Raw genomic sequence first — 14,095 nt, 5'->3', positions numbered from 1 at the left:
GATGGACTCCGGATTGACTCCGGTAACGATCACGCGCGCGCCTTCGGCGAGGAACTGCTTAGCCGTTTCCAGGCCAATGCCGCTGGTGCCGCCGGTGATGAGAGTGCGTTTGCCTTGCAATCGGGACATGTAAGTTTCCTTTTCGGTTTTTCACGGTCAGTCGATGTACTGACCTGCCAGAGGGAAACTATGTATTCATACCTGCGCGTTGATAAGATGGCCTATTCGAATACATTTCATGCTGGTATTGCATGAATGAGAGGCCTAGATGGATCGACTACTGCTGATGACCTGCTTTGTTCGCGCTGTTGAGACAGGAAGCTTCTCGGCTGCGGGGCGTGACCTGGGGCTGGGGCAGCCTAACGTCAGCCGCTATGTGGCGGCGCTGGAAGATCATTTGCAAACCAGGCTGCTTCACCGATCCACACGAAAGCTTGCCCTCACTCCCGAGGGAGCACGCTATTACGCAGATGCCCGGCGCATTCTCGATGCCGTGGAAGAATCGGAGTCGTCCTTCAGGGAGAACGTCGCCCCGTCCGGATTGTTGCGAGTCGCCTGCCCGACCGCGCTAGCCCATGCATTCGTGGTGCCGCATGTATCCACATTTCTGGAGCGCTATCCAGAGTTGACGCTCGACCTGCAGATCAATGATCGCTATGTGAATCTGGTCGACGAAGGGGCTGAACTGGCGATCCGCATCGGACATCTGGAAGACAGCGCAATGCGTGCCCGGCCGCTAGGCTGGTTCGAGCGTGTATGCGTTGCCAGCAAGGGATACCTGGCCAAACGCGGAATCCCCACGACGCCCAATGATCTGAGAACGCACGATTGCCTGATCTACACCCTGCTGTCGACAGGCACCACATGGCGCTTTCGGGATATCGATGTTCCCGTTTCTGGCAGGCTTCGGGTCAACTCGCCTGAGGCCATACGAAAGTGTGTAAACGAGGGACTGGGGATCGCACAGGGGCCCGAATGGCTTTACGAGGAAGGGCTGAAAAATGGCAATCTGCGGGTGTTGCTTAGGGACTACGCAGCTCCGGCTGTCCCCGTGCAAGTCATTTACGTTGCCGACCGGCTTCTCCCCAAAAGGGCCATTGTATTCATGGATTTCATCGCCGAGGTGTTCGCAAAAAACTCTGCATTTAACGATCAACCCAGACCATCATAATTGCAGTAGTCAGCTTGGTGTGCTCATGACGCCCGACTAATCATGAAAATTCGCCAGGTGCCGGTTCGGCAGATGGGGATCTGATGTATAAGTGGAAAGGCTTATGACCATTTATCCGCTATTAGCTGTTTTTAGTATATTTTTCATGCTCTTTGGTATTGGCTTGTCAACCTATGTCGTCAATACAAAATTGGATCTGGTCGAGCCCTACTTCAATAATAATGCAATGATAATCGGTGATCGCCGCTGGTGGGGCGGAAGCTCGTTCAAAGATCGCTCGATGAGACAAGGGGTGATCAGCATGATGATCATATTCCCCAAGATGTTTATCTGGCGTGGGCTCTTGACCCAACAAGAGGTCGATGCCATTCCGCCGAAACTCAAGCGATGGATCAAAGCCCCATTGTATTTTGAGATCCCTTTTTTTCTTGCCGCTATCGCATTCTGTATAGGGGAACAATTCCAGCGAGCGTTAAACCATGCAAAGCGTGTATATACTCGCTACCCAACTACACCGACGCTCAACCCGAGTCGCTCTATAATCACTCTATAATTCACCATAATCTGCCCCACACCTTCTAAACCGGGCACTATAATAGGTCTATAATTGCTCTATAATTCTCTATAAACCGGTCCTGAGCAGGAGCGTGCCAATGTCCGAACTTGATTTCTTGAGAACGAAGACCTGAAGCAAGCACCCATTGTGTGACCGCATTAATCAAGATATGTCAGTGCAAGGCAATCTCTTGGTGCTTCTGGAAACCTTCGGTCACACCCAAATATTGCGAGCGGAAAAAGGTCTCAGTAAAATGAGTTTCCACGTCGATGGTCTCTGTGAGATATGCAAGCTGGCTTTATGCCAGACTTGCGGAAAAAACCGCCCTACTAAGGCGGTTTTTTTTCGCCTCCACTTTCTGGAAAAAGAGGCACCCCGCCCCCTCGTGGACAACACCTCGGTCAGCACTCATCTAGACTCAACAGGCGGTCGCAAAAAGAACCGCGTACGTCGCTTTGGTGCAGGCGAATCATAGGCCGCGTGGCAAGCTGCCTTTTATGCCCTGAAGAGGTGCGGCAAAGACCGCATCGGGCCCAACAAGATGCCCGCCCAGGGTGCCTGGCCAACGGCCTGAAATGCCACGATACCGTGACGTGGCGTGAGTGCCGCAGCCGACACTTTCGGACAACCGACAACCGCCTGGTTTGTCCGTGACCGTGAGGAATGCCGTATGCCTGATGAGATGTTGCACCTGCCTATGGTCAACAACGTGCTGGAGCGCCACAAGGGCTCCCCCGGCGCACTGTTGCCCATCCTTCATGAGATTCAGGCGGGCATCGGCTACATCCCCGATGCCGCCGTCCCCGAGATTGCCCACGCCCTCAACCTGAGCCAGGCCGAGGTACGCGGGGTGATCAGCTTCTACCACGACTTCCGCACCGCGCCCCCGGCCCGGCATATCCTGCGTCTTTGCCGTGCCGAGTCCTGCCAGAGCCGCGGCGCCGAGCAGCTCGCCGCGCAGTTGCGCGAACGCCTGCAACTGGACGACCACGGCAGCAGTGCCGACGGCAACATCAGCCTGCGCCCGGTCTATTGCCTCGGCGCCTGCGCCTGCTCGCCGGCCCTCGAACTGGATGGACAGGTGCATGCGCGGCTCAGCGCCGAGCGCCTGGATGCCCTGCTCGATACCTGCCGGGAGGACGCATGATGCCGAGCCTCTATCTCCCCGCCGATTCCCTTGCCCGTGCCGTGGGTGCCGATGAGGTCGCCGTGGCCCTGGCCACCCAGGCCCGCGAACGCAATCTGCCGCTGGACCTGCAACGCACCAGCTCCCGCGGCCTGTACTGGCTGGAGCCGCTGCTGGAAATCGACAGCGCGCAAGGCCGAATCGGCTTCGGCCCGCTGACGGTTGCCGATGTGCCGTCCCTGCTCGATGCGCTGCAAGGCGATCCATCCGCCCATCCCCTGGCCCTGGGCCCGGTGGAACAGTTGCCTTATCTGAAGACACAACAACGCCTGCTGTTCGCCCGTGCCGGGATTACCCGGCCGCTATCTCTTGAGGACTACCAAGCCCACGGCGGCTTCGAGGGCCTGACCCAGGCCATCGCCCTGGGCGGCGAGCAGACCGCTACCGCCGTGTTCGACTCAGGCCTGCGTGGCCGTGGCGGCGCAGCCTTCCCCGCCGGGATCAAATGGCGCACGGTGCGCAGCGCCCAGGCGGCGCAGAAATACATTGTCTGCAACGCCGACGAAGGCGACTCCGGCACCTTCGCCGACCGCATGTTGATGGAAGGCGACCCCTTTTTGCTGATCGAAGGCATGGCCATCGCCGGTATCAGCGTCGGCGCCAGCTACGGCTACATCTATGTGCGCTCGGAATATCCACAGGCCGTGGCCACACTGCGCGACGCACTGGATATCGCCCGCGCCGCTGGTTACCTTGGATCTAATGTCAGCGGCAGCGGCCTGGCCTTTGATATGGAAGTGCGCGTCGGTGCCGGCGCCTATATCTGCGGCGAGGAAACCGCGCTGCTGGACTCCCTCGAAGGCAAGCGCGGGATCGTCCGCGCCAAGCCGCCGATTCCCGCCCTGAAGGGTCTGTTCGGCCTGCCGACCCTGGTGCACAACGTGCTGACCCTGGCCTCGGTGCCGCTGATCCTGGCCAAGGGCGCGCAGTTCTATCGCGATTACGGCATGGGCCGCTCCCTGGGCACCATGCCCTTCCAACTGGCCGGCAATATTCGTCACGGCGGCCTGGTGGAACGGGCATTTGGCCTGACCCTGCGGGAACTGGTGGAAGACTACGGCGGAGGTACTGCCAGCGGTCGGCCACTGAAGGCCGCCCAGGTCGGTGGCCCCCTCGGCGCTTGGGTGCCACCCAGCCAATTCGACACGCCCCTGGATTACGAAGCCTTCGCCGCCATCGGCGCCATGCTCGGTCACGGTGGCGTGGTAGTGGCTGATGACAGCCTGGACATGGCCCGCATGGCGCGCTTCGCCCTGCAGTTCTGCGCCGAGGAATCCTGCGGTAAATGCACCCCTTGCCGCATCGGCTCGACCCGTGGCGTGGAAGTCATTGACCGCCTGCTCGCCGCACCGGACCAGAACGGTCGTGATACCCAGGCGCTCATCCTCAAGGACCTGTGCGACACCCTGCAATACGGTTCGCTCTGCGCACTGGGCGGCATGACTTCCTATCCAGTGGCCAGCGCCCTCAAGTACTTCCCCGCCGACTTCGGTCTGCAATCCTCGGAGGCCGAGCAATGATCACTCTCTTCGACCCGAATACCGATATCGACCTCGGCACCCCGGCCCGCGACAGCCAGGTGCAGGTCACCCTGAATATCGACGGCCGCAGCATCAGCGTGCCCGAAGGCACCTCGGTGATGCGTGCCGCCGCGCTGCTGGGCACCACCATTCCCAAGCTGTGTGCCACCGACAGCCTGGAAGCCTTCGGCTCCTGCCGCATGTGCCTGGTGGAAATCGACGGCATGCGCGGCTACCCGGCGTCCTGCACCACACCGGTCAGCGAAGGCATGAGCGTGCACACCCAGACACCGAAACTCGCCAGCCTGCGCCGCAACGTCATGGAGCTGTACATCTCCGATCACCCGCTGGACTGCCTGACCTGCTCGGCCAACGGCAACTGCGAACTGCAAACCGTCGCCGGCCAGGTCGGCCTGCGGGAAGTGCGCTACGGCTATGAAGGTGAAAACCACCTGGCCGACCAGAAGGACACCTCCAACCCCTATTTCGACTACGACCCGAGCAAGTGCATCGTCTGCAACCGCTGCGTGCGCGCCTGCGAAGAAACCCAGGGCACCTTTGCCCTGACCATCACCGGACGCGGCTTCGAATCCCGGGTCTCAGCCGCCGGTGGCGAGAATTTCCTCGACTCGGAATGCGTGTCCTGCGGCGCCTGTGTGCAGGCCTGCCCCACCGCGACCCTGATGGAAAAAAGCGTGGTCGAACTGGGTCAGCCCGAACGTGCCGTGATCACCACCTGTGCCTATTGCGGCGTGGGTTGCTCGTTCCGCGCCGAGATGAAAGGCGACAAGCTGGTGCGCATGGTTCCCGACAAGAACGGCCACGCCAACCACGGCCACTCCTGCGTCAAGGGGCGCTTTGCCTGGGGCTACGCCAGCCACCCGGATCGCATCACCAAGCCGATGATCCGCAAGCACATCAACGATCCCTGGCAGGAAGTCAGCTGGGATGAAGCAGTAACTTATGCCGCCAGCGAATTCCGCCGGCTGCAGCAGAAATACGGCCGCGACTCCATCGGCGGCATCACCTCCAGCCGCTGCACCAACGAAGAAACCTACCTGGTGCAAAAACTGGTGCGGGCCGCCTTCGGCAACAACAACGTCGACACCTGCGCGCGGGTATGCCATTCGCCCACAGGCTATGGCCTGAAACAAACCCTGGGCGAATCCGCCGGGACCCAGAGTTTCGACTCGGTGATGCAGGCCGATGTGATCCTGGTGATGGGCGCCAACCCCAGCGATGCCCACCCGGTGTTTGCCTCCCAACTTAAACGCCGCCTGCGTGAAGGCGCGCGGCTGATCGTTATCGACCCACGGCGCATCGACCTGGTGGACGCCGTGCATGGTCGCGCCGACCTGCACCTGGCCCTGCGCCCGGGCACCAACGTTGCCATGCTCAATGCCCTGGCCCACGTCATCGTCACCGAAGGGCTGCTCGACCAGGCCTTTATCGACGCCCGCTGCGAGGGCAACGATTTCGCCCGCTGGAGCGAATTCGTCAGCCGCGCGGAAAACTCGCCGGAAGTCCTTGGCCCGATCTGCGGCGTCGCCGCTGCCGATATCCGTGCCGCCGCCCGCCTGTATGCCGGCGGCAACAACGCGGCGATCTACTACGGCCTGGGCGTCACCGAACACAGCCAGGGCAGCACCGCGGTGATGGGTATCGCCAACCTGGCCATGGCCACCGGCAATATCGGTCGCGAAGGCGTGGGCGTGAACCCACTGCGGGGTCAGAACAACGTGCAGGGCTCCTGCGACATGGGCTCCTTCCCCCACGAATTGCCCGGTTACCGGCACATCTCCAACGAGGTGGTACGGGCGCAGTTCGAACAGGCCTGGCACGTCAGCCTGCAACCCGACCCAGGGCTGCGCATCCCCAATATGTTCGAAGCCGCCCTCAGCGGTAGCTTCAAGGGCCTGTACTGCCAGGGCGAAGATATCGCCCAGAGCGACCCCAATACCCAGCATGTCACCGCGGCCCTGTCGGCTATGGAATGCATCGTGGTGCAGGACATTTTCCTCAACGAAACCGCCAAGTTCGCCCATGTGTTCCTGCCGGGCAGTTCGTTCCTGGAAAAGGACGGCACCTTCACCAACGCCGAGCGGCGCATCTCCCGGGTGCGCAAAGTCATGGAGCCCCTGGGCGGCAAGGCCGACTGGGAAGGCACGGTGGCCCTGGCCAATGCCCTGGGTTACCCCATGAACTACAAGCACCCGTCGGAAATCATGGATGAAATCGCCAGCCTGACGCCGACCTTCACCAATGTCAGCTACACCGAACTGGATCGCCACGGCAGCCTGCAATGGCCGTGCAACGCCGAGGCACCGGATGGCACGCCGACCATGCACATCGAGGAATTCGTGCGCGGCAAGGGCCGCTTCATGCTTACCGGCTACATCCCCACCGAGGAAAAGGTCAACAATCGCTATCCGCTGCTGCTGACCACCGGGCGCATCCTCAGCCAGTACAACGTCGGCGCCCAGACCCGGCGCACCGAGAACGTCGCCTGGCACGACGAAGACCGTCTGGAAATCCACCCGAGCGATGCCGAGAGCCGTGGCATCAACGAAGGCGACTGGGTCGGCATCGGCAGCCGCGCCGGACAGACCGTACTGCGCGCGCGGGTCACCGAACGGGTCGCCCCGGGCGTGGTGTACACCACCTTCCACTTCCCGGAATCGGGGGCCAACGTCATCACCACCGACAACTCCGACTGGGCCACCAACTGTCCGGAGTACAAGGTCACCGCCGTCGAAGTCAGCCGTGTCTACCACCCTTCCGAGTGGCAGAAACGCTATCAGGCATTCAGCGACGAACAACAACGCCTGCTTGATGAGCGCCGCCATGAACGCAGCGCCGGAGCCAAAGCCGAGGTGCGCCGATGAGTACTGAAAACCTGATCAAGATGGCCAACCAGATCGCCCAGTACTTCGCCACCGAACCAGACCAGCAACAGGCCGTGCTCGGCGTGCGTAATCATCTGCAGATGTTCTGGACACCGGGCATGCGCAAGGAGTTGCTGGCCTGGCAGACGGAGCATCAGGGCGCTGACTTGCACCCGCTGGCGCAGGCGGCGGTCAGTGGCGCGGGGTGGGAGGCTTAGGTCCACACAATCGCTTGGGGTTGCCCCCCTGGTCGGTGACGACAGACCAAGGGGGCATTTCAACGCCTTTCAAATCTTGAAATACACCTCCAAAGCCCCCTCCATCACTACGGAGTAAGCTGGTTTCCAATACAGCCGAAACGCCCACCAAATTGCCAAATAAAAACCTAATAGGTTAGTATCTAATCTCATGGAAAAACGCATCCCGCATTGCAAGCTATCCATCGTCAAAGCCTTGGTCGAAGCGGGACAAGTACGCACCACCCACACCGCACGAGCGGGCGCGAATGAGTTGGGGCTAGAGCTGCCAGATATGCTGGCGGTCGTGACGGCGCTGACAGCAACGGACTTCTACAAGAGCATGACGACCCATGCCGATCACATGATCTGGCAAGACGTGTACCGCCCCAGCACGCAGGTGGGCGACGTGTATTTAAAGCTGACGGTTATCGATGACGTGCTGATCGTGTCCTTCAAGGAGTTATGAACATGAAATGTCCTGTTTGCGGCGCGGCGGAGCTGATCCACGATACACGTGACCTGCCCCATACCTACAAGGGCGAAACCACCACGATCACTGCGGTGACAGGCGACTTCTGTCCGGCGTGCGCCGAATCGATCCTGGATATGACCGAATCAGATCGCGTCATGCGTGAAATGCGTGCTTTCTCGAAACAGGTCAACGCAGCCATTGTCGACCCTGGATTTATTGCCAGCGTACGCAAGAAACTCTCTCTTGATCAACGAGAGGCGGCTGAGATCTTTGGCGGGGGAATCAATGCTTTCTCTCGATATGAGAATGGTAAAACCAGACCCTCGTTGGCGTTGGTGAAACTGCTCAAGGTGCTGGACCGTCATCCTGAACTGCTGAATGAAGTCAGAATGGCCTGAGGTCCTGGGGCTCGCACTCCAGCTATACACCTTGTGTTCGTTTGAAAAAAGACCTTGAGTTTCAAGGTCTTTTTTTCGACGGTTGGAAAACAAAAAATACTGTATTGCTATAAATTCCGAGTTTGCTCGCGATGAACGATGACGTACGAAACCTACCAATACTCCCCCTGATTGCTCAACCCGGCATCACTACTTAAGACTCCCCGCCAGAAACTGCTGCAACCGCTCGCTGCGAGGCTTTTCAAAGACACTGTTCGGGTCTCCCTGCTCCTCTATCCTGCCCTGATGCAAAAAAACCACATGGTTCGACACCTGCCTGGCAAATGCCATTTCATGGGTGACTACCACCATCGTCCGGCCTTCCTCCGCCAATTGCTGCATGACCTTGAGCACCTCGCCCACCAGTTCAGGATCCAGGGCCGAAGTCGGTTCGTCGAACAGCATCACCTGGGGCTCCATGGCCAGCGCACGGGCAATGGCGACACGCTGTTGTTGGCCACCGGACAGATGGGCCGGATACTGGCCCTCGACCTTTGCCGCCAGGCCGACCTTCGCCAGGTAATGACGTGCCCGCTCCAGGGCTTCCTTGCGAGCTAGACCCAGCACACTCATCGGACACTCGATAAGGTTCTCCAGCACCGTCATATGACTCCACAGATTGAAGTGCTGAAACACCATCGACAACTGGCTGCGCATCCGCTGCAACTGCCGGGGATTGGCCGCACACAAGTCGCCCCCCGAGTTCTTGCGTGTGAGCAGTTCCTCGGCATTGACAGTGATGCGCCCCGCCGACGGCTGTTCGAGCAGGTTGATACAGCGCAGGAAGGTACTTTTTCCAGAACCCGAGGAGCCAATGATGCTGATCACATCACCCGCCTTGGCCTTGAGCGAGACCCCCTTGAGAACTTCATGGCTGCCATAGTTTTTATGCACATCTTCAACGATCAATTTATACATTCGAGCCAATCCGCTTGGGGTCAGTGCGTCCGGGGTTTGAGGTAGGCCAGCCAATGCAGCTCGCCACGTCGAAACAGCCAGATCAGGAAAAACGCGCTACCGGCATACAGAACCCCGGCAATGCCAAAGGCCGTGAAAGAGGCGTAGGTCGCCGAATTCACATCCCGGGCAATCTTCAGCAAATCGGGCACCGTGGCGGTGAACGCCACCGAGGTGGAATGCAGCATCAGAATCACTTCATTGCTGAACAGCGGCAGGGCCTGGCGTAACGCCGAGGGCAGGACAATCCGCCGATACAGCGTGAAGCGATTCATCCCGAAGGCGCGTGCGGCCTCGACTTCACCGTGGGGAACCGCCCTGATGGCGCCGGCGAAGATTTCGGTCATATAGGCACAGGTATTGAGCCCGAACGCCAACACCGTGCAGTTGAACCCGTCACGGAAAAACGCATTGAGGAAATCCTGAGACCGGACCATCTGCAAGCTGTACACACCGGTGTAGAAGAACAGCAGCTGGATATACAACGGCGTGCCGCGAAACACGTAGGTGTAACCCCAGACCGGCAGGCGCAGCAGCGGATTGCGGCTGACCCGGGCAAGCGATAACGGCAGCGCCAACAAGAAGCCAGTCAGCACCGCCAGAATGAGCAACCACAAGGTCACTACCAACCCGGAAAAATACGGCCCGTCGCGCCAGAGGTAAGCCTGCCAGTAGTCGCCGAGAATGCCGGTCATAGGGCGGCCGTCCTGACACCCACCGAGTAGCGGCGCTCAAGCCACATCAATACCCCGTTGGACACGGTGGTAATGGCGAGGTAGATCAGACCGCCGACCAGGGTGAAGTAGAAGAACTGTAGTGAGCCCTTGCCCGCATCCTGCGTGGCCTTGACCACATCGGTCAGGCCGATGATCGAGACCAGGGCCGTGGACTTGATCAACACCTGCCAGTTGTTGCCGATGCCCGGCAACGCGTGACGCAGCATTTGCGGGAACAGCACCTTGCGAAAGGTGTTCCAGCGGCTCATGCCATAAGCCCGCGCCGCTTCGAGCTGACCAGCCGGAACGGCCTGGAATGCGCTGCGAAACGTCTCGGTAAAGTAGGCCCCGTAAATGAACGCCAAGGTGACGACACCGGCCAGGAATGGGTCGATATCGACCTGGCCGACGCCCAGCCAATCGGTCATCCGGTTGAGCAACATTTGCAGGCTGAAGAACAGCAACAGCATGATCACCAGATCCGGCATGCTGCGAATCACCGTTGTATAACCGGTGGCCAGTGCTCGCAGTAAACGATTGGAGGATAACTTCGAACTGGCGCCGAGCAGCCCTGCCAGAACGGCGATCGAGAGCGACCAGAGCGCCAGTTTGAGGGTGACCAGGGTACCCAGCAAAATCTGCGGGCCAAAGCCTTCCAGGAGCATTTCACTCTCCTTGTTTTTATTAGAGTGAGGTGAAGGGGATGCTGTAACGGAGCGGTGCGCACGACCGCTCCATTCAAGGTAGCGAGGGGCTTATTTCGCGCCGTAGACGTCGAAATCGAAGTACTTTTTATTGATCCGCGCGTAAGTGCCATTGGCCAGAATCGTCGCCAGGGCCTTGTTCAGATCTTCGCGCAACTCGACATCGTTCTTGCGCAAGCCGATGCCATCGCCGACACCGAAAAAGGTCGGATCATCCAGGGTCTCCCCGGCAAACTCATAGTCCTTGCCCGCTGCGGTGCCGAGAAAGCCGTAACTGGCTTGAATGGCGCCTTGTAGCGAGGCATCGAGTCGGCCCACCACCAGGTCGGCGTAGACCTGGTCCTGATTCTGATACGACAGAACGTCCACGCCCTTCGTCCCCCAGACGGCTTTGGCAAAGGCCTCCTGGGTCGAGCCCTGCTCCACGCCGATGCGCCTGCCCTTGAGTGACTCGAGGGTCGGCAGCAGCCCCGATCCGCGCTTCACCACCAGCCGCGCCGGCGCATTGGAGACCTTGTCGGTAAAGGCGATCTGCTCCTGGCGCTTGGGCGTCACGGTCATCGACGACGCCACCGCGTCGAACTTGCGCGCCAGCAGCGCCGGGATCATCCCGTCCCAGCTGCTTTCCACCCAGACACAGTGGGCTTTCAGCTCGGCGCAGAGTGCTTCGGCGATATCGACGCCAAAGCCGGTCAGGGAACCGTCCTTGTTCTTGTATTCCAACGGTGGGTACGTGGGGTCGACACCCAACTTCAAGGTTTTGCCGGACCAGTCGGCCGCGCCGGCCAGGCTGGAGGCCGTCAGGAAAACCAGGGATACAGCCGCAATCATCTTGTTCATTGTTATTTTCCTCTTCAGATCAAAGACGATGTTTCGTACAGACTGACGCGCGAAAAGACGGCGTCTCAACTCAGGAAACGCTCGACCAACTTGACCCAGTAGCTCGCCCCGATCGGCAGGCAGGCGTCATTGAAGTCGTAGCCGGGGTTGTGCAGCTGGCAGCCGCGCTCGCCCTCACCGTTGCCAATCACCAGATAACTGCCGGGGCACTTTTCCAGGATGAAGGCGAAGTCCTCACTTGCGGTGAAGGGGCGCAGGTCGTCGATCAGTTGCTCTTCGCCCAACCAGTCCAGGGCAACCTCGCGGGCGAACGCGGTTTGCTCAGGATGGTTGATCAATACGGGATGACAATGCTGGTAGTCGATCTCGGCGCGGGCACCGAAACTGGCAGCCTGACCCTGGACCAGCTCGGTAATCCTGACTTCGAGCAAGTGGCGGATCTCAGGCGTCAGCGCCCGCACGCTCAGGCTCATCCGGGCGTTGGACGGAATGACATTCGACGCACTACCGGCATGCAGGGAGCCCACCGTGATAATCGCCATTTCCTGTGGATTGACGTTACGCGAGACGATGCTTTGCAGCGCCATCACAATGGACGAGCAGACCACCACCGGATCGACCGCCTTGTGCGGCACGGCGCCATGGCCGCCACTGCCGATAATGGTGATCGTCACCGTGTCGGCCGACGCCATGAACGGTCCGCTATAGAAGCCCAGGTGCCCGACGGGATAACCCGGCACGTTATGCATGGCAAAGATCGCGTCACACGGAAAACGTTCGAGCAGGCCCTCCTCCAGCATTTTCCGCGCACCGCCCAGCCCTTCTTCGGCCGGTTGGAAAATCACTTGCAGGGTGCCGTTGAACGCCCGGGTGTGGGCCAAGTGCCTGGCGGCGGCCAACAAGGTTGCCGTATGACCGTCGTGGCCGCAGGCATGCATGACACCGTCGATCCGGCTGGCATAGGGCAGGCCGCTGGTTTCCTGAATCGGCAGTGCATCCATGTCGGCACGCAAACCGATGGAGCGGCCTTCGCCGTTTTTCAGGGTACCGACGACCCCGGTCTTGCCAACGCCCGTGCTGACCTGAAAACCCCATTGGGTCAAACATTGGGCAACACGCTCGCTGGTGACGACTTCTTCAAAACCCAGCTCGGGATGCGCGTGAATGCCGTGACGCAACGCGATCATTTCATCCTGTATCGCTGCAATACCAGGCAGGACATGGCCGGCATCCATTGTTGTACCCCTTCGACAAGATCTGAGCGGTTGATGGGGTGGATCTTAGGGAAGGGACTCTGGGCTGGGGAGACTCAGTTTGGTTATGATGACAACCATGAGTTGTCACCAGGGTGAGCGGATGAAGCTGCATCAATTACAGGCGCTGATTGCCAGTGCTGAAACCGGCAGTATCCGGGCGGCGGCGCGTTCGCTGGAGATTTCCCAGGCCGCGGTGACCAAAGCGCTACGCGAGCTTGAAACCAGCCAGCAGCTACCGCTGTTCACTCGAACACCCAGCGGCTTGAGCTTCACCGAATACGGCAAGGTGTTGCTGACTCATGCCCGGTTGGTGATCAAGCAGCTGGAACATGCGCAAACCGAACTCGATCACTTGCGTGGCAAGGCTCAGGGGCGACTGTGTGTCGGGGTCACGCCCTGGATTGCGCTGACGTTCTTGCCCGAAGTGGTGGTGGCCTTTCGTGAGCAAATGCCGGAGATCCGCCTGGAGTTGTTTGAAAGCCTGATGGCGGTGGCCCAGCCGCTGTTGCGTGATGGCAGCATGGATTTTGCGATTGGCCAACTGCACCCGACGCAATCGGCCCAGGAGTTTGCCAGCGAAATTTTGCTGGATTACCAGACGTCGGTGCTGGTCCGTCAGGGGCATGCTCGACAGGATGCACGATCGATTCATGAACTGCTGGAACAGGACTGGACGCTGAACTATGCGCCGGACGGGCACGATGGGCTGATGCAGGAGTTGTTCTGGCAGCATGGCGCGCAGATCGATGAAAAACGCATCGTCCGTGCTCATTCGCTGGCCATTTTGCAGATGATGGTCGAACGGGCTGATATGTGCACCTGGGGACCGTCGATTGTGAGTATGGCGCCGCCCTTTCTTGGTCGATTGGTTTCCCTGGGGCTGAAGGAACAGTTCGAACCGAGGCAGTTGAGCATCGTGACACGCCGCAATGGCGCGCTGAGCAAGCCGGCACAGTGCTTCACGGATTGCCTGTTGCAGGTCATCCGGCGTCATGCTCGCTCGGCGAAAAAGGAAGATCGGCAGCTTTTTGAAACCTTACGGCTGAGACTGTGAGCCCCAACCCGTATTACTGTTTAAGGCAGACGGATCGCTCGTCCGGCCATTCAGCTAACGGTTGAAATGTATGCCTCCATGGGCATACAGCCACATCACTTG

15 protein-coding genes are annotated in these 14,095 nt (G+C 59.7%); 9 read left to right on the top strand and 6 right to left on the bottom strand.

Annotated elements, in window-relative coordinates; genetic code table 11:
• Positions 1-129, bottom strand: a 129-nt coding sequence (locus M5C56_RS32045; RefSeq protein WP_247263493.1) for an SDR family NAD(P)-dependent oxidoreductase, incomplete at its 3' end; no start/stop codon positions are given.
• A 139-nt stretch (positions 130-268) separates the two neighbouring features.
• Here M5C56_RS32045 and M5C56_RS32040 point away from each other — a divergent pair.
• The 8 genes from M5C56_RS32040 (at position 269) to M5C56_RS32005 (ending at position 8,427) form a co-directional block, all read left to right on the top strand.
• A complete protein-coding gene (locus tag M5C56_RS32040) occupies positions 269-1,171 on the top strand; it encodes a LysR family transcriptional regulator (protein ID WP_103497586.1) in 903 nt (300 codons plus the stop codon).
• Positions 1,172-1,274: 103 nt separating this feature from the next.
• On the top strand, positions 1,275-1,724 hold the full coding sequence (locus M5C56_RS32035) for a hypothetical protein (protein WP_103497585.1): 450 nt from the start codon (positions 1,275-1,277) through the stop codon (positions 1,722-1,724).
• Positions 1,725-2,397: 673 nt separating this feature from the next.
• On the top strand, positions 2,398-2,874 hold the full coding sequence (locus tag M5C56_RS32030) for a formate dehydrogenase subunit gamma (RefSeq protein WP_103497584.1): 477 nt from the start codon (positions 2,398-2,400) through the stop codon (positions 2,872-2,874).
• On the top strand, positions 2,871-4,433 hold the full coding sequence (locus tag M5C56_RS32025) for a formate dehydrogenase beta subunit (protein WP_247263492.1): 1,563 nt from the start codon (positions 2,871-2,873) through the stop codon (positions 4,431-4,433). The genes M5C56_RS32030 and M5C56_RS32025 overlap by 4 nt, the downstream gene beginning before the upstream one ends.
• Positions 4,430-7,318, top strand: a complete 2,889-nt coding sequence (gene fdhF / locus M5C56_RS32020; RefSeq protein ID WP_103497582.1) for a formate dehydrogenase subunit alpha — start codon at positions 4,430-4,432, stop codon at positions 7,316-7,318. Before M5C56_RS32025 ends, fdhF begins: the two co-directional genes overlap by 4 nt.
• Complete coding sequence (locus tag M5C56_RS32015; protein ID WP_103497581.1) at positions 7,315-7,536, top strand: formate dehydrogenase subunit delta; 222 nt, start codon at positions 7,315-7,317, stop codon at positions 7,534-7,536. The genes fdhF and M5C56_RS32015 overlap by 4 nt, the downstream gene beginning before the upstream one ends.
• 190 nt (positions 7,537-7,726) lie before the next feature.
• Entirely contained in the window at positions 7,727-8,023 is a 297-nt protein-coding gene (locus M5C56_RS32010; RefSeq protein WP_103497580.1) for a type II toxin-antitoxin system MqsR family toxin, read from the top strand.
• A gap of 2 nt (positions 8,024-8,025) precedes the next feature.
• Positions 8,026-8,427 carry a type II toxin-antitoxin system MqsA family antitoxin gene (locus M5C56_RS32005; RefSeq protein ID WP_103497579.1) on the top strand — a complete coding sequence of 134 codons (402 nt, stop codon included), beginning with the start codon at positions 8,026-8,028 and terminating at the stop codon, positions 8,425-8,427.
• A gap of 189 nt (positions 8,428-8,616) precedes the next feature.
• Here M5C56_RS32005 and M5C56_RS32000 read toward each other — a convergent pair whose 3' ends face one another.
• The 5 genes from M5C56_RS32000 to M5C56_RS31980 all read right to left on the bottom strand — a co-directional run bounded on the left by M5C56_RS32000 (position 8,617) and on the right by M5C56_RS31980 (position 12,918).
• Positions 8,617-9,384: an ATP-binding cassette domain-containing protein gene (locus M5C56_RS32000; RefSeq protein ID WP_103497578.1), complete on the bottom strand. Its 768-nt coding sequence runs from the start codon at positions 9,382-9,384 to the stop codon at positions 8,617-8,619.
• 20 nt (positions 9,385-9,404) lie between these two features.
• Positions 9,405-10,118 (bottom strand): ABC transporter permease, encoded by a 714-nt coding sequence (locus M5C56_RS31995; RefSeq protein WP_103497577.1) that lies wholly within the window; start codon positions 10,116-10,118, stop codon positions 9,405-9,407.
• Positions 10,115-10,804 carry an ABC transporter permease gene (locus tag M5C56_RS31990; protein ID WP_103497576.1) on the bottom strand — a complete coding sequence of 230 codons (690 nt, stop codon included), beginning with the start codon at positions 10,802-10,804 and terminating at the stop codon, positions 10,115-10,117. The genes M5C56_RS31995 and M5C56_RS31990 overlap by 4 nt, the downstream gene beginning before the upstream one ends.
• A gap of 90 nt (positions 10,805-10,894) precedes the next feature.
• Complete coding sequence (locus M5C56_RS31985; RefSeq protein WP_103497575.1) at positions 10,895-11,683, bottom strand: ABC transporter substrate-binding protein; 789 nt, start codon at positions 11,681-11,683, stop codon at positions 10,895-10,897.
• 65 nt (positions 11,684-11,748) lie between these two features.
• Positions 11,749-12,918, bottom strand: a complete 1,170-nt coding sequence (locus M5C56_RS31980) for a M20 aminoacylase family protein (protein WP_103497574.1) — start codon at positions 12,916-12,918, stop codon at positions 11,749-11,751.
• Between the two features lie 85 nt (positions 12,919-13,003).
• Here M5C56_RS31980 and M5C56_RS31975 point away from each other — a divergent pair, with 85 nt between their 5' ends.
• Positions 13,004-13,993, top strand: coding sequence for a LysR substrate-binding domain-containing protein (locus M5C56_RS31975; RefSeq protein ID WP_247263491.1), 990 nt, complete (start codon positions 13,004-13,006; stop codon positions 13,991-13,993).
• Positions 13,994-14,095 lie beyond the last annotated feature (102 nt).

Origin of the sequence: Pseudomonas sp. MWU13-2862 (assembly GCF_023242495.1) — a bacterium.
In the GTDB taxonomy this organism is placed as follows: Bacteria; Pseudomonadota; Gammaproteobacteria; order Pseudomonadales; family Pseudomonadaceae; genus Aquipseudomonas; species Aquipseudomonas gingeri_D.
Note: the sequence above shows the minus strand (reverse complement) of the source record. Positions and strands in the feature narration are given on the sequence as shown.